The organism is Providencia hangzhouensis (assembly GCF_029193595.2).
GTDB classification, from domain to species: Bacteria; Pseudomonadota; Gammaproteobacteria; order Enterobacterales; family Enterobacteriaceae; genus Providencia; species Providencia hangzhouensis.
Genome location: NZ_CP135052.1, coordinates 3,614,102 through 3,628,326, shown reverse-complemented (window position 1 = coordinate 3,628,326; position 14,225 = coordinate 3,614,102). Strand labels below are relative to the sequence as shown.

Here is a 14,225-nt window from a genome sequence, read left to right as displayed (position 1 = left end):
TGAGGTGTATCAACTAGACTCAATGGACTATGTATTAATCTAATTTAACAATTTAGCGGTTGGGAGTGAAACTTATGTGTAGTACTTGTGGATGTGCGTCGGGAGAGCGCAAAATTGAGGGGGATGACCACGATCATCACCATGACCACCATCACGGCCATGATCACCACCAAGGTCACAACAATCATGATCACGACCATCACCATGATCATGAACCTAATGGGCAAACGGTGATCATTCATCACCATTATTATCATCAAGGTGATGTCCACAACCATTATCACCAATATGAACCCGCACCTGCTGAAAGCAAGTCTAAAAAGCATAAACACAAACATAAGCATAAACATAAACATATTTATCAAACGGCTGAGGCAAGTTTTAAACCAGCTGGGGAACACCATGACCTTGATTATGGCCACGGTGAAGCAGGTACCCATGCACCGGGGATTAGCCAAAAACGCATGCTACAAATTGAGATGGATGTGTTAGATAAAAATAACCATCTGGCGGAACATAACCGTAAGGATTTTTGCCAGAAGAATATTTTAGCGCTAAACCTCGTTTCTAGCCCCGGTTCAGGAAAAACCACCTTGTTGACAGAAACGTTGTTAAGACTGCGTGACAGAATTAATTGCGCAGTGATTGAAGGTGACCAACAAACCACTAATGATGCACAACGGATCCGCGAAACGGGTGTGCCTGCGATTCAAGTGAACACAGGAAAAGGCTGTCACTTAGATGCACAAATGGTCCACGATGCAACAGCACGTTTAGAGTTAGCCGATAACAGTTTGTTATTTATTGAAAATGTCGGGAATCTCGTGTGCCCTGCCAGTTTTGACTTAGGGGAACGCCATAAAGTAGCGGTACTGTCAGTCACGGAAGGGGAAGATAAACCTCTCAAATATCCACATATGTTTGCGGCAGCAGATATCATGTTATTGAACAAAATCGACTTACTGCCATACCTGAATTTTGATGTTGATGCTTGTATCGCCAATGCTAAGCAAGTGAACCCCAATATCCAAGTTATCCAAGTTTCTGCGACACGCGGCGAAGGGATGGATGCATGGCTGGCATGGTTGGAGACACAGCTATGTGCTTAGGCATTCCGGGCAAAATAGTGGCAGTTGGTGAAGACATTCACCAACTCGCTCAAGTGGATGTTTGTGGTGTAAAACGCGATGTGAATATTGGCCTCATTTGTGAAGGGGAAACCGCCGATTTATTAGGCCAATGGGTATTGGTACACGTCGGGTTTGCCATGAGTATCATCAATGAAGAAGAAGCGCAATCTACCTTGGATGCGTTAACCGCGATGAGCCAGCTAGACCACGAGGTCAGCGATTTTAGTGGTTTAAATGCAGGAGCGGCAGATGCAGTACGTCGATGAATTTCGCGACCCTGTTCTTGCAAAAGCGCTGTTGGCGCATATTCATCAACGGGTGAATGAAATACCCCAAGCGAAACGACGCCCATTACAACTCATGGAAGTCTGTGGTGGCCACACCCACGCGATTTTTAAATTTGGTATTGACCAGTTATTACCCACTGACATTGAATTTGTTCATGGGCCCGGTTGCCCTGTGTGCGTTTTGCCAATGGGACGAATTGATAGTTGTATTGAAATTGCACAGCACCCTGAGGTTATCTTTTGTACTTATGGCGATGCAATGCGCGTTCCGGGGGAAAGGGGCTCTTTACTTGACGCTAAACGTAATGGGGCGGATGTCCGTATCGTTTATTCACCGCTAGATGCTTTGGCATTGGCAGAGCAGCATCCCCATCGCCAAGTGGTTTTCTTTGGCTTAGGCTTTGAAACCACTATGCCAAGCACGGCAATCACCTTGCAGCAAGCAAAGCACCGCCAGTTGACAAACTTTAGTGTATTTTGCCAACACATTACGATTATTCCCACCTTGCGCAGCTTACTTGAGCAACCGGATGTCCGTATTGACGGCTTTTTAGCACCAGGACACGTGAGTATGGTAATCGGGGCGCATCCCTACCAGTTTATTAGCGAAGACTTCCATAAACCCTTGGTGGTCACAGGGTTCGAACCCTTAGATATTTTGCAGTCGTTAGCCATGCTAGTTGACCAAATCGCTGATGGTCGTTGTGAGGTAGAAAACCAATATAAACGCGTTGTGGCCGATGAAGGTAACCTGTTGGCACTTAAAGCGTTAGAGGAAGTTTTTGAACTTAAACAAGCCAGTGAATGGCGCGGGTTGGGGGAAATTGCAGGTTCAGGGGTTCAATTAACTCAAGCTTACCAATTTTTTGATGCTGAGAAGCGTTTTCAGGTACAACCCCATAAAGTGGCGGATGACCCGCAAGCACGTTGCGGTGAGGTGTTAACAGGGCGCTGTAAACCGAACGAATGTATGTTGTTTGGGCGCCGTTGTACGCCACAAACGGCTTTTGGCGCATTAATGGTTTCTTCTGAAGGTGCCTGTGCAGCTTATTACCAATATCGTCGGGAGGCATAAATGAGTCGTGATGCTAACAATGTGGTGACGATGGCCCACGGAAGTGGTGGGCAGGCGATGCAGCAATTGATTGAACAGTTGTTTTTGCAGGCGTTTGCAAACCCAGCGTTGAATGAGCGAGAAGACCAAGCTCGGCTAGCATTGTCCGAAATGACAGCATTGGGTGACCGTTTGGCATTCAGTACCGATAGCTATGTCATCGACCCGATTTTTTTCCCGGGAGGCAATATTGGTAAAATAGCCGTTTGCGGCACAGTGAATGACGTTGCAGTTAGTGGGGCTACCCCAAAATACCTTTCTTGCGGTTTTATCTTGGAAGAAGGTTTTTCCCTGACTGAATTGCAGGTCATTGTCGAATCTATGGCGGCAACGGCAAAAGCGGCCGGTGTGGATATTGTGACAGGCGATACCAAGGTAGTGCAGCGCGGGGCTGCAGATAAAATCTTTATCAATACGGCAGGTATTGGCGTGATCCCGTCCAATATCCAGTGGGGAGCTCAGCATATTCAAGCGGGGGATAAAGTGATTGTTAGCGGTACGTTGGGTGATCACGGCGCGACTATCTTAAACCTGCGCGAACAACTCGGGTTAGAAGCGGAGCTTTGCAGTGATTGTGCGGTATTAACGCCATTGATAGCTCCGCTGCGTGAAATTGACGGCATTCGGGCATTACGAGACGCAACTCGTGGTGGCGTAACGGCAATCTTACATGAATTTGCCCAAGCCAGTGGTTATGGAATTGCCGTAAATGAGGGGGATTTACCAGTTTCTTCTGCAGTTAGGGGCGTGTGCGAGCTATTGGGTTTAGAGCCGTTAAACTTTGCCAATGAAGGTAAACTAGTGATTGTGGTGAAACCTGAAGCGGAAAATGCAGTGCTTGCTGCACTACACCAACACCCATTAGGGAAAGATGCAGCCACGATTGGCTGTGTGACTGAGCAAAAACAAGTCAAATTAGTTGGGATCTTCGGTACATCAAGGTTATTAGATTTGCCTCACAGCGAGCCTTTACCCCGTATTTGTTAATTGAAAACGCCCTATAGATAAAACCTATAGGGCGTCCAAATTTATTAACGTCTTAACATGCCTTTATCGATGATAAATTCGATAATGGTCTCTAAGCCGACTTTTTTCTTTAAGTTAGTAAACACATAGGGCTTTACTGGTCGCATTCTTGCGGTATCGGCTTCCATCACTTCTAATGAAGCGCCGACATACGGAGCAAGGTCAATTTTGTTTATCACCAGTAAATCGGAATGGGTGATCCCTGGCCCACCTTTACGTGGAATTTTTTCGCCTTCAGCAACATCAATAACATAAATGGTTAAGTCTGCCAGCTCTGGGCTAAACGTCGCGCTGAGGTTATCGCCGCCGCTTTCCACAAATACGATATCAAGATTTTTATGGCGGATGGCTAACTCTTCAACTGCCGCTAAATTCATTGATGCATCTTCACGAATAGCGGTATGAGGGCAGCCGCCAGTTTCAACACCAATAATGCGGTCTGCATCTAGTGCTTCGGCACGGGTTAAAATTTTGGCATCTTCTTGGGTGTAAATATCATTGGTGACAACGGCAATTTGGTAAGTGTCGCGCATGGCTTTGCATAACACTTCTAATAATGCGGTTTTTCCTGAGCCGACCGGCCCACCGACACCAATTCTTAAGGGTTGATTATATTCTTGCATAGCATTTTCTCATGAACGAAAAAGTCGTGTGTATTGGGTTTCATGCCGACTACTGGCAATAATTTGTGCAGGTGTAAAACTACCAATATCGTCTATTGGCCAGATTGCCGATTGCGCAACCACCTCGGGTATGCGCTCAGCAAGGGTAAATAAAATATTTTGCCCCGCGCTTTGCCCTAAAGGGATAAGCTTAACACCTGACATCACCGTGTTTTCTAGCCAACCCCATGCATACGCGGTGCACAATTTTTCAACGTCAATTTGCCAATTTACCGCGGCGAGGGCGAAGGCCATTAGCTGGGTTTGTTTCACGCAGGTTTGCAGGTTAGCATCCAGTTCAATGCCTAGTTGAGGCAGCAACCGTGCAAAAGCAATTCCTCGTTGTCGCTCTTCTTGGCGTAGTTCTTTGGTTTCACGGCTGGCAATCATAAATTCACACCAATATTTCACCGCTTCAATATCACCAAGGGAAAGGGAAGTCTGAATTTGCCGTAAAACGGGAAGCTCTAATGTTGCAATGGCATGCGTCATTTGTGCGGTTAGCCAGCCTGCAAGGGTATCTGGTGTTGTTACCCAACCTCTTTCAATCGCCCATTCTAAGCCTTGTGAATAGGTAAACGAGCCAACAGGTAAAGAAGGACTAACTAACTGGTATAAGCGCAGATCTGCTAACATAGGCACACTCCCTGAACCTGATTAGTGATGGTGATCATCGTGGCCGTGATGGTGGTTATGACCACTGGATGAGCCGCCATAAGCCCCCGGTTCCGGTTGGTATTTTTCTAAACCGACACTAACCGTAGCACCTAACCCACGCGCCATATCATCTAACACATGGTCATGAAAATAACGGCACCAACCCGCTTCAATTTGCAAAGGAACATGGCGGTTGCCTAAGTGATAGCAAACGCGGGCGAGCAACAGAGCGTCATCGCTGTAAACGGTAGAAACTTGCTCTTTCGCGGCTTCGATTGTGACTAACTCACCGTCTTCAGTGGATAAAACGTCGCCTTCTTTCAGGATGGTTCCACGCGGCAAAAATAGCCCCGCTTCTTGCCCATCACTTAAGGTAACTTTTAAACGGCTTTTGGTGCGCTCATCCATGGTTAAGCACAGGGTTAATGCGCTTGGTGAATGGGGTTTTGGGGCAACCACTTTAATAAATTTTTTCATTTTCTGGCTCTTTTAATTAGGGGTCAGAATAAAAAGTAACGTTGTGCCATCGGTAACTCAGTCGCAGGTTCGCATACCAGTGGGATACCATCGGCTTTGACGATATAAGTTTGCGGGTCAAGTTCGATATGTGGCACATAACTGTTGTGCACCATAGAGGCTTTGCTAATATTTCGGCAGCCTTCAACTCGGCCTATTTGGCTCTGTAAGCCTAATTTTTCAGGAACACCTGCTTCAATACCTGCTTTTGACATAAAAATCATTGAGGTATGGTATTTCGCTTTACCTAACGCTCCAAACATCGGGCGGTAATGTACAGGCTGTGGTGTTGGGATTGCGGCGTTAATATCTCCCATTGGCGCATAGGCGACCATTCCCCCTTTCATAATTAGGGCGGGTTTGATGCCAAAAAATGCAGGGTCCCATAATACGATATCAGCTAACTTGCCTATTTCTATCGAACCGACTTCATGGGCGATACCGTGAGCGATAGCGGGGTTAATGGTGTATTTCGCCACATAACGTTTGATACGGTTATTATCGCTTTCTGGTGTGTCACCTTCTAAAGTTCCGCGCTGTAATTTCATTTTATGGGCGCACTGCCAAGTGCGAGTGATAACTTCACCAACGCGACCCATGGCTTGTGAGTCTGAAGACATCACAGAAATTGCGCCCATATCGTGCAAAATATCTTCCGCAGCAATGGTTTCACGGCGAATACGAGATTCCGCAAAAGCCACATCTTCAGGAATTGATGGGTCGAGATGGTGGCAAACCATTAACATATCCAAGTGCTCATCAACGGTATTGATGGTGTATGGCATCGTTGGGTTGGTCGATGCAGGCAGAATATTCGGTTCTCCGACGGATTTGATGACGTCAGGGGCATGGCCACCGCCAGCACCTTCTGTATGGAATACGTGGATCACTCGTCCTGCAATGGCCTTCACGGTTTCTTCATAAAAACCGCCTTCATTTAACGTATCTGAATGGATAGCCACTTGCACATCCATTTCATCAGCCACATTCAAACAGTTGTGAATAGCCATTGGGGTAGCGCCCCAGTCCTCGTGAATTTTTAAGCCAATGGCACCCGCTTCAATTTGTTCGCGAATCGCTTCGGGCCTACTGACGCAGCCTTTACCAAATAGCCCGACGTTGATAGGCAGTTCATCAACAGCTTCTAACATGCGGTACATATTCCAAATACCGGGGGTGACGGTAGTGGCATTAGTGCCAGCCACAGGGCCAGTTCCACCGCCTATAAAGGTGGTAACACCGGAAACAAGACCTTCTTCTGCTTGCTGTGGGCAAATAAAATGGATGTGGGTATCAACGCCACCCGCGGTGATAATTTTACCTTCGCCTGCAACCACTTCGGTACCGGGGCCGATAACGATATCGACATTGGGTTGAACATCAGGGTTACCTGCTTTACCAATCCCCGCAATACGGCCATTTTTGATCCCGATATCCGCTTTAACAATGCCCCAATGGTCTAAAATAATGGCGTTGGTGATTAGCACATCGACACACAGGTCACTGGTGACTTGGCTTTGGCCCATGCCGTCACGAATAACTTTACCGCCACCAAATTTGACCTCTTCACCATACGTGGTGAAATCTTTTTCGATCTCTAGAAATAATTCTGTATCAGCTAAGCGTAAACGGTCACCTGTTGTTGGACCAAACATATCTGCATACGCTTGACGAGAGATTGTTTTCATTATTAATTCTCACTCTCTAATTTACCCATGACTTTGCCATGGAAACCATATATTTCTCGCTTGCCGCTAAAAGCCACGAGTTCAACTGTGCGGCTTTGTCCTGGTTCAAAACGTACTGCCATGCCCGCAGGGATATTCAAACGAAAACCGAGTGTATTTTCGCGTTCAAATTTTAGGGCGTCGTTGACTTCATAAAAATGATAGTGAGAGCCAATTTGAATCGGGCGGTCACCATGGTTGGCAACTTGTATCGTTTGGGTTTCTCGGCCTGCATTTAGTTCGATATCACCCAAAGCGTGGTTGACTTTAATTTCACCGGGGATCATTTTGTTACCTATACAATCGGGTCGTGAATAGAAACCAGTTTTGTGCCATCAGGAAATGTACATTCCACTTGGATGTCTTTGATCATTTCTGGCACGCCTTCCATTACCTGCTCTGCGGTTAACAGGGTTCGGCCTTCGCTCATTAATTGGGCGACAGTTTTACCATCACGTGCGCCTTCCATAATCGAACAACTGATCAGCGCGACGGCTTCAGGGTAATTGAGCTTTAGCCCACGGGCTAAACGCCTTTCAGCAACGAGGCCTGCTGTAAAAAGCAATAATTTATCTTTTTCTCTTGGGGTTAATTCCATTTTTTGCTCCTAAAAAACGTTTAAGTTGCCCAAATACGCGGTGGTTCTGGGCAATAACCTAACCAATATTGTCTTGTTGCCTGCCAAATATGGGCAAAGCAAGCCATCATCGGCTCGGTTTGAGAACCTAATAACCGTAATACTAAAATGCCGTCTACATCAGTTAGCCCATATTCAAGCGGTCTCACTTCCGTAGAGAAAAACACGGCCAAACTCTCGTGAAGTTCAGCTTTTAACTCATCGCTGGCGGGGTAGATATACAAGGAGCCGACCATAGGAAATTCACGCATGACGGCTGATTGTTTTTGCGAACCTTCGATAAATATGGATTCCGCCAAGGTGAGTTTGTCATCAATATAAAACTGAAAGCGGCCCCGAATATCACCGTTGTCGAATTGTTCGTTTAATACTGGGCGCCCTAAACATTGGATTTCCCAGCCGACAAATTTTGATGAACTAGCGATTCGAACGTGGGTTTCTAAGCGAACTTGAGCCTCAGGGAAAAAAATATTTTCTTGAGGTAGCCATTCTAAGAACCCATTGGGCGCAACAGTTAATGTTTGTACTTGTCGCGCAACACCGCCCGCACTGCGATAAAATTTTGTCGCGCCGGGTGTGGTCAATAACGCATGGGCGTGTGGTTGAACATCAATATTAATAAGGAGTTTATCCCCCCCGACAACGCCACCGGGTGGATGAAGTAAATAGGTGTGTGCAATTCCTTGCTCGGGGTAGAATGGCCGCTGAACCATTAAAGGGCCGATATGTTGTTTATCCGTTAAGCGGGTGACGCCACGTTTTAGTTCATATCGTAAGAAGATTTCAGCTAACCAGCCTGATCCTGAAAAATCAGACATACTTTCTCCTGCAACTCAGTCAACTAAAAATACGCGAACATGTTTAGCTATACCCCAGCCAAAATTGGGTATTTGTGATGTAAAAGCTAATGCAAGTAGGGTAGGATGTGAATGAACGCCAAAAATCATTATTATTATGCAGTGTCGTAGGCTGCATGTGTATGCCGCGCGATTCTACACCTTATATCGAAAATTGCCTTTCAATTAAACAGCATTTTATTTAGAAAATATAACAACCATCAAAATAACAGTAAAAAATGAGCGTATATCTATATTGCGATTTCAACGCAACCGGACTATATTCTCAGCCGCACTGATATAGAGCTGATATGTTTTGTTTCATTACTTTATATCTATTCAACAATCCCTTTTCTTGGGAAGTCATTCTGACATTAACAGCAGTTTATAGAGATTATGGAATATAAATTCTTTCTTTCAGAAAGCCAGATGGTGTTAAAAGCGTTTTATATTGAAAGCGCGATGATAGCCATGCTAACTGGCGCGAAAGGAAATATCGTGATCAATGGCCAATCCATTGAAATTGAAAGCGATGTCACCTTAATTATTCCTAAATACAGCCAAGTTTCCTGCAATATTGTGTGTAATACCGTGAAGCAGCCGCTTGAGTTGCACACGCTGTCGATGTCAGCAGAAGAATTACAAGCGGTATTTTTATTACTGAAAACATTGATGAAGTCCGGTGCGCCTCTGACTAGCCACCAACCCATCTACCATATTTCTCCCCCAGAAACTGTGAGAGATAACTTTAGTTTGCTAAAACAATGCTTACCATTAAAAAAACAGAGTGCATCCCAAGAAGCATTGTTAATGAAACAGAGCCTATATTTTATTTTAATGGCGATATATCAAGAAGGTATCGATATTCTGAATCTTTTTCGTTTCAATTACGATGAACCGAAAAACCAAGCGATCACCCATTTGATAACCCAAGAACCGCAAAAAAAATGGCATTTAGACGATGTTGCGAAAGCGTTATTTACGACCCCTTCAACGTTGCGCCGCCATTTGAACCGCGAAGGGGTGTCTTTTCGCCAATTATTGTTAGATGTTCGCATGGGGATGGCATTGAATTATTTAACGTTTTCGAATTATTCTGTTTTTCAAATTAGTCATCGCTGCGGTTTTGGTAGCAATGCTTATTTTTGTGATGTCTTTAAGCGAAAATATAATATGACGCCTTCTCAGTTTCGGTTGCAATCAAGGCAGTCGAACGACCCTAATTTTATTACTAATTTGTCCTTGCGATCTAACCCAATTGAATTTGACAAAGAAATTGATGAGTAGTTGTTAAGATAGGTCAAATAACGACTTAATTTTGACGGTTTCTCTAATAAATTCGCTGTTCTATTGATGTAGCGCCTAGCAATCAGGGCATTAAATTTAATATAACTCATATTGGTTACTCTACACATAGCGAATATCTCACCGATAGCGACACCAATGAAAATAACGGCATTGGTGGTTTGAAATAAAAAATAAAACCTATCTATAGAGGGATGTATGATTAAAAATATCGTTGCAGCAATGTGCCTGATGGGGCTCACACTGCAAGCTCAAGCCGTGGAACCTACTCAATCACAAACCTTACGTTTAGCTATTGGTTCAGAGCCCACTGAAGGATTTGACCCTATGCTTGGGTGGAGCCATGGCAGCTATCTACTGTTGCATAGCCCATTATTGAAACAAAAGGCTGACCTCTCATGGCATAGCTATATGCTTGAAAGTTATCAACATAATGCCGATGGTAAACAGTGGACACTTAAGCTGAAAAAAGGCTTAAAATTTTCCGATGGCTCACCATTGACCGCCAAAGATGTGGTTTTTACTTATAACAATGCCGCGGCAAGTGGCGGTAAGGTGGACATGGGCAACTTTGCCAAAGCAGAAGAAGTTGACCCGCTAACCGTGAAGATCACGTTATCTTCCCCACAAAGTACCTTTGTTAATGTACTAGGTTCGCTAGGGATTGTTTGTGCAGATAAATATGATGCGAAAACCTATGCACATAACCCGATTGGCGCAGGCCCTTATCGCTTAGTCGCATTCCAGCCGGGGCAGCAATTGATTGTCGAGCAAAATCCGTATTATGCAGGGCCAAAAAATGACTTTGGTAAAATGGTCTTTGTCTTCCTTGATGAAGATGCGGCCTTTGCTGCGGCACAAAGCAATCAACTGGAAATCGTTCGTATCCCTGCCGCAGTAGCAGCGAATGTTAATGATGAGAAAAACATGAAATTGGTTGAGCGCTATAGCGTGGAAAACCGCGGTATCTCTTTCCCGATTCCACCCGCGGGTGAGAAAGATGCTCAAGGTAACCCTATCGGTAACGACATCACTTCTGATGTTGCTGTTCGTAAAGCGATTAACTATGCACTTGACCGTAAACTATTGGCAGAATCCGTATTGGAAGGCTTTGCCATACCGGCTTATACTGGCGTCGCAGGGCTGCCATGGAATAACCCAGACTCCGCTTTTAAAGATGGTGACCTTGAGAAAGCCAAATCTATTTTAGAAGAGGCAGGGTGGAAGCTGAATAAAGAAGGTCTACGTGAGAAAAATGGTAAAGTGGCGAAACTGACATTATGGTATGCCAGTGGTGATACCACACGTCGTGACCTTGCTCAGGCAATCCGTTCAAGCTTAAAACCGATTGGTATCGAAATGGATTTAAAATCGGGAAGTTGGGAAACCGTTGAGCTACAGATGCATGCTAACCCAACATTGTTTGGTTGGGGAAGCTTAGACCCGATGGAAATTGTCCATAATTACAGCAGCAAAGCAGCTGGTGTTGGTTTTTATAACCCCGGTTATTATAAAAATGCGGCAGTTGATGAACTAATCGAAAAAGCGTTAGCACAAGCTGACCAAGACGCAGCGATTCCATTATGGCAACAAGTGGATTGGAATGGTAACACGGGTGTTGGTATTAAAGGCGATGCCCCATGGGCTTGGTTGATGAACCTGCAACATATTTATTTACTGAATAATTGTGTTGATTTAGGGACTAGTGCCCCTGAAATTCATGGTTCTTGGTCAGTATTAAATAATGTCGATGAATGGGCGTGGACCTGTCAGTAATGCGAACCGCACTCGGGCTTTTATTGCGATTTATTTGTTTATTAACCGTAACGGCAGCGGGAATTTTTATCCTGCTGAGTTACTCGCCTATCGACCCAATAAAAGCCTATATTGGCAATGACTTACTGCATGTTCCCCCTGAGCAATATGCGCTAATTGCCGCGCGATGGGGGCTTGATCAGCCATTATGGGTACAGTTCTGGCGTTGGTTTTCACAAGTGTTACAGGGGGATTTTGGTTATTCCATGCTCTATAACACCCCAGTAATTCAAGTGATTGCTGACCGCCTTGCGCCTTCTTTAGCTCTACTTATTAGTTCTTGGCTGTTCTCTGGAGTTGTTGGTTTTGCGTTGGGTTTAGTGGCTGGGCGTTATTTAAACCGCTGGCCAGACAAACTCATCTCAACATTATGCTATTTACTGGCTTCAATTCCTGTTTTTTGGGTAGGTTTGCTGTTGTTGTCTTTGTTTGCGGTGACATTACAGTGGGCTCCGATATGCTGTGCTTGGCCGATAGGCTTGGATGAGCAAACGGCAACATTTTCACAGAAACTTCATCACCTAGTTTTACCTGTCATTGCGTTGGGTATGTTAGGCGTGGGTAATATCGCATTGCATACACGTGCCAAAGTTGTTGAAGTGATGAGCAGTGAATTTATTCATTACGCACAGGCTCAAGGGGATAATGGTTGGTCGATGATTGGGTTTCATGTACTAAAACATGCTATTACCCCGGCAATTTGTTTACAGTTTGCTTCTATTGGTGAATTACTAAGTGGGGCATTATTAGCAGAAAAAGTATTTGCCTATCCAGGCTTAGGTCAGGCGACGATTGATGCAGGGTTGCGTGGAGATATTCCGTTATTGATGGGGATTGTCATGTTATGTGCCGCGATAATATTTTTTAGCAATACGGTAGCTGACAGCCTACTAAAAAAAGTGAATAAGGGAGTGATGAGAGCGTCATGACATATAACCCTAATCGCGCTTTATTTAAGTTAGCTTTTTCGTTGCTTTTGCTGGTTGTTGTCAGTATCTATGCGTTTGGTCTCTCCCTCAATGATATTGAAATGAATTTACTCGATAGGCGTTTGCCACCTTCGTGGGCGCATCTATTTGGTACAGATAATTTAGGGCGTGATTTATTTGCCAGAACCTTTCAAGGTGTGGCAACTAGCTTGCAAATCGGCCTTATGGCAGCGGTTACCAGTGGTTTTATTGCACTTGTCATGGCCGGTTTATCTTCAATAAGCAAAGTGATGGACTATGTAGTGCGTGGCGTTATTGATGCCATGTTGGCATTGCCACATCTTTTATTACTGGTATTGATTTGTTTTACGCTGGGTGGCGGAAAAATGGGGGTGATTTGGGCCGTTGCACTGACGCATTGGCCAAAATTAGCCTTAATTTTACGTTCGGAGTTACAACGAGTTAGCCAGTCAGATTATATTATGTTATCTCAACGTATTGGTAACAGTGCGTTTTACCGCTGGCGTTATCACTATTTACCGATGATTTTGCCTCAATGGATGGTAGGAACGTTGTTAATGTTTCCCCATGCGGTTTTACACAGTGCGGCGTTAAGTTTCTTAGGCTTTGGTTTATCGCCCCATGAGCCCTCACTGGGTATTTTATTGTCCGATGCATTGCGTTATCTCAGCACAGGAGCTTGGTGGCTGGTGGTTTTCCCAGGCATTGCCTTAGTTGGGCTAGTGTTATTATTTGACCAATTTGCTAAAGCCTTGCAGCAGCTTTGGTTGAAGGGGGCCGTATGTTGAGTCTTGATAATCTCACCGTGGATGTCGCGCAATTTCGTTGGTTAGGGCGCAAGCGTTGGGCTCCGTTACTACAAGGGATTTCATTGGATATTCGGCCCGGTGAGATGGTTGCACTGGTGGGTGGGAGCGGGGAAGGCAAGAGCTTGTTATTACAGAGTGTTTTGGGGTTACTTCCCCATAATATGCGCTGTCGTGGCGGTATTCACCTTAATGGTAAAAAACTGACCGAACAAAACAAAGCGCAGCACCGTGGTAATGTATTATGCTATATACCTCAAGGGGTTAGCGCACTTAATCCATTAATTCGTATCGGCCCACAATTAGAACGTGCCGCAGTGTTAAGTGGGCAGCATATTAAAATGCACGATGTTGCGCGGCACTTACAGCAATATAATTTGCAAAGCTCACTAGTGGATAGCTACCCAAACCAGTTATCCGGTGGAATGGCAAAGCGGGTACTCGCCAGCAGTGCGACACTCTCTTGCGCGCAATATATTTTAGCGGATGAAATTTCATCATGGCTGGATGATGACCATGCTACACAACTGCTCGAAAACATTAAATCGCTTTGCCACGATGGCCGAGGTGTTTTATGGGTCACCCATGATTTATCCATGGCTGTGCGTTTTGCTGACCGTATTGCCTTATTGCGTAACGGAGCGTTGGAAGAAGTGTTAAGCAGCCAAAAGCTACAACAAGGCGGCGGTGGAAAATGGCTGCAATCGTTGTGGAATGCGTTACCGGAACATCAATTTATGGCAAGTAAATGAGTATC

Annotated in this window: 16 protein-coding genes; 9 read left to right on the top strand and 7 right to left on the bottom strand. The window is 45.0% G+C overall.

Going from position 1 to position 14,225, the window contains the following annotated elements; translation table 11 throughout:
* Positions 1-74: 74 nt before the first annotated feature.
* The 4 genes from hypB to hypE are packed head-to-tail and all read left to right on the top strand — an operon-like array spanning position 75 to position 3,518.
* Complete coding sequence (gene hypB, locus PZ638_RS16495) at positions 75-1,109, top strand: hydrogenase nickel incorporation protein HypB (protein ID WP_094961066.1); 1,035 nt, start codon at positions 75-77, stop codon at positions 1,107-1,109.
* Positions 1,100-1,396: a hydrogenase maturation factor HybG gene (gene hybG / locus PZ638_RS16490; protein ID WP_004257928.1), complete on the top strand. Its 297-nt coding sequence runs from the start codon at positions 1,100-1,102 to the stop codon at positions 1,394-1,396. The genes hypB and hybG overlap by 10 nt, the downstream gene beginning before the upstream one ends.
* On the top strand, positions 1,380-2,492 hold the full coding sequence (gene hypD, locus PZ638_RS16485; protein WP_094961067.1) for a hydrogenase formation protein HypD: 1,113 nt from the start codon (positions 1,380-1,382) through the stop codon (positions 2,490-2,492). Before hybG ends, hypD begins: the two co-directional genes overlap by 17 nt.
* Entirely contained in the window at positions 2,493-3,518 is a 1,026-nt protein-coding gene (gene hypE, locus PZ638_RS16480; RefSeq protein WP_094961068.1) for a hydrogenase expression/formation protein HypE, read from the top strand.
* A gap of 44 nt (positions 3,519-3,562) precedes the next feature.
* Here the strand turns inward: hypE and ureG are convergent, their stop codons facing one another.
* Genes ureG through PZ638_RS16445 form a run of 7 tightly spaced genes read right to left on the bottom strand, consistent with a single transcriptional unit; the run spans position 3,563 to position 8,574 of the window.
* Positions 3,563-4,180, bottom strand: coding sequence for an urease accessory protein UreG (gene ureG, locus PZ638_RS16475; RefSeq protein ID WP_004257918.1), 618 nt, complete (start codon positions 4,178-4,180; stop codon positions 3,563-3,565).
* 9 nt (positions 4,181-4,189) lie between these two features.
* Positions 4,190-4,855 (bottom strand): urease accessory protein UreF, encoded by a 666-nt coding sequence (locus PZ638_RS16470; RefSeq protein ID WP_094961069.1) that lies wholly within the window; start codon positions 4,853-4,855, stop codon positions 4,190-4,192.
* A 21-nt stretch (positions 4,856-4,876) separates the two neighbouring features.
* Complete coding sequence (gene ureE / locus PZ638_RS16465; RefSeq protein ID WP_094961070.1) at positions 4,877-5,353, bottom strand: urease accessory protein UreE; 477 nt, start codon at positions 5,351-5,353, stop codon at positions 4,877-4,879.
* A gap of 23 nt (positions 5,354-5,376) precedes the next feature.
* Positions 5,377-7,080 (bottom strand): urease subunit alpha, encoded by a 1,704-nt coding sequence (ureC, locus tag PZ638_RS16460; protein ID WP_072503028.1) that lies wholly within the window; start codon positions 7,078-7,080, stop codon positions 5,377-5,379.
* 2 nt (positions 7,081-7,082) lie between these two features.
* Positions 7,083-7,406 (bottom strand): urease subunit beta, encoded by a 324-nt coding sequence (locus PZ638_RS16455; protein ID WP_004257906.1) that lies wholly within the window; start codon positions 7,404-7,406, stop codon positions 7,083-7,085.
* Positions 7,407-7,414: 8 nt separating this feature from the next.
* Positions 7,415-7,717, bottom strand: a complete 303-nt coding sequence (locus PZ638_RS16450; protein WP_136135464.1) for an urease subunit gamma — start codon at positions 7,715-7,717, stop codon at positions 7,415-7,417.
* Positions 7,718-7,737: 20 nt separating this feature from the next.
* Positions 7,738-8,574: an urease accessory protein UreD gene (locus PZ638_RS16445; RefSeq protein ID WP_144139872.1), complete on the bottom strand. Its 837-nt coding sequence runs from the start codon at positions 8,572-8,574 to the stop codon at positions 7,738-7,740.
* 414 nt (positions 8,575-8,988) lie between these two features.
* Between PZ638_RS16445 and PZ638_RS16440 the strand changes: the two genes are divergently transcribed.
* From PZ638_RS16440 to PZ638_RS16420, 5 genes are all read left to right on the top strand, one after another.
* A complete protein-coding gene (locus PZ638_RS16440; protein ID WP_004257901.1) occupies positions 8,989-9,879 on the top strand; it encodes an AraC family transcriptional regulator in 891 nt (296 codons plus the stop codon).
* A gap of 240 nt (positions 9,880-10,119) precedes the next feature.
* Positions 10,120-11,673 carry an ABC transporter substrate-binding protein gene (locus PZ638_RS16435; RefSeq protein ID WP_241098213.1) on the top strand — a complete coding sequence of 518 codons (1,554 nt, stop codon included), beginning with the start codon at positions 10,120-10,122 and terminating at the stop codon, positions 11,671-11,673.
* Positions 11,673-12,641, top strand: coding sequence for an ABC transporter permease (locus PZ638_RS16430; RefSeq protein WP_072503031.1), 969 nt, complete (start codon positions 11,673-11,675; stop codon positions 12,639-12,641). Before PZ638_RS16435 ends, PZ638_RS16430 begins: the two co-directional genes overlap by 1 nt.
* Complete coding sequence (locus tag PZ638_RS16425) at positions 12,638-13,450, top strand: ABC transporter permease (RefSeq protein WP_004257889.1); 813 nt, start codon at positions 12,638-12,640, stop codon at positions 13,448-13,450. The genes PZ638_RS16430 and PZ638_RS16425 overlap by 4 nt, the downstream gene beginning before the upstream one ends.
* Positions 13,444-14,220 (top strand): ATP-binding cassette domain-containing protein, encoded by a 777-nt coding sequence (locus PZ638_RS16420; RefSeq protein ID WP_004257884.1) that lies wholly within the window; start codon positions 13,444-13,446, stop codon positions 14,218-14,220. The genes PZ638_RS16425 and PZ638_RS16420 overlap by 7 nt, the downstream gene beginning before the upstream one ends.
* Positions 14,221-14,225 lie beyond the last annotated feature (5 nt).

What these genes read in the sequence shown, in the direction of transcription:
- ureG (WP_004257918.1), bottom strand. Translation starts at nt 4,180, where the DNA reads ATGCAAGAATATAATCAACCCTTAAGAATTGGTGTCGGTGGGCCGGTC.
- PZ638_RS16470 (WP_094961069.1), bottom strand. Translation starts at nt 4,855, where the DNA reads ATGTTAGCAGATCTGCGCTTATACCAGTTAGTTAGTCCTTCTTTACCT.
- PZ638_RS16440 (WP_004257901.1), top strand. Translation starts at nt 8,989, where the DNA reads ATGGAATATAAATTCTTTCTTTCAGAAAGCCAGATGGTGTTAAAAGCG.
- ureC (WP_072503028.1), bottom strand. Translation starts at nt 7,080, where the DNA reads ATGAAAACAATCTCTCGTCAAGCGTATGCAGATATGTTTGGTCCAACA.
- PZ638_RS16445 (WP_144139872.1), bottom strand. Translation starts at nt 8,574, where the DNA reads ATGTCTGATTTTTCAGGATCAGGCTGGTTAGCTGAAATCTTCTTACGA.
- ureE (WP_094961070.1), bottom strand. Translation starts at nt 5,353, where the DNA reads ATGAAAAAATTTATTAAAGTGGTTGCCCCAAAACCCCATTCACCAAGC.
- hypD (WP_094961067.1), top strand. Translation starts at nt 1,380, where the DNA reads ATGCAGTACGTCGATGAATTTCGCGACCCTGTTCTTGCAAAAGCGCTG.
- PZ638_RS16420 (WP_004257884.1), top strand. Translation starts at nt 13,444, where the DNA reads ATGTTGAGTCTTGATAATCTCACCGTGGATGTCGCGCAATTTCGTTGG.
- hypE (WP_094961068.1), top strand. Translation starts at nt 2,493, where the DNA reads ATGAGTCGTGATGCTAACAATGTGGTGACGATGGCCCACGGAAGTGGT.
- hypB (WP_094961066.1), top strand. Translation starts at nt 75, where the DNA reads ATGTGTAGTACTTGTGGATGTGCGTCGGGAGAGCGCAAAATTGAGGGG.
- PZ638_RS16430 (WP_072503031.1), top strand. Translation starts at nt 11,673, where the DNA reads ATGCGAACCGCACTCGGGCTTTTATTGCGATTTATTTGTTTATTAACC.
- PZ638_RS16450 (WP_136135464.1), bottom strand. Translation starts at nt 7,717, where the DNA reads ATGGAATTAACCCCAAGAGAAAAAGATAAATTATTGCTTTTTACAGCA.
- PZ638_RS16455 (WP_004257906.1), bottom strand. Translation starts at nt 7,406, where the DNA reads ATGATCCCCGGTGAAATTAAAGTCAACCACGCTTTGGGTGATATCGAA.
- hybG (WP_004257928.1), top strand. Translation starts at nt 1,100, where the DNA reads ATGTGCTTAGGCATTCCGGGCAAAATAGTGGCAGTTGGTGAAGACATT.
- PZ638_RS16425 (WP_004257889.1), top strand. Translation starts at nt 12,638, where the DNA reads ATGACATATAACCCTAATCGCGCTTTATTTAAGTTAGCTTTTTCGTTG.
- PZ638_RS16435 (WP_241098213.1), top strand. Translation starts at nt 10,120, where the DNA reads ATGTGCCTGATGGGGCTCACACTGCAAGCTCAAGCCGTGGAACCTACT.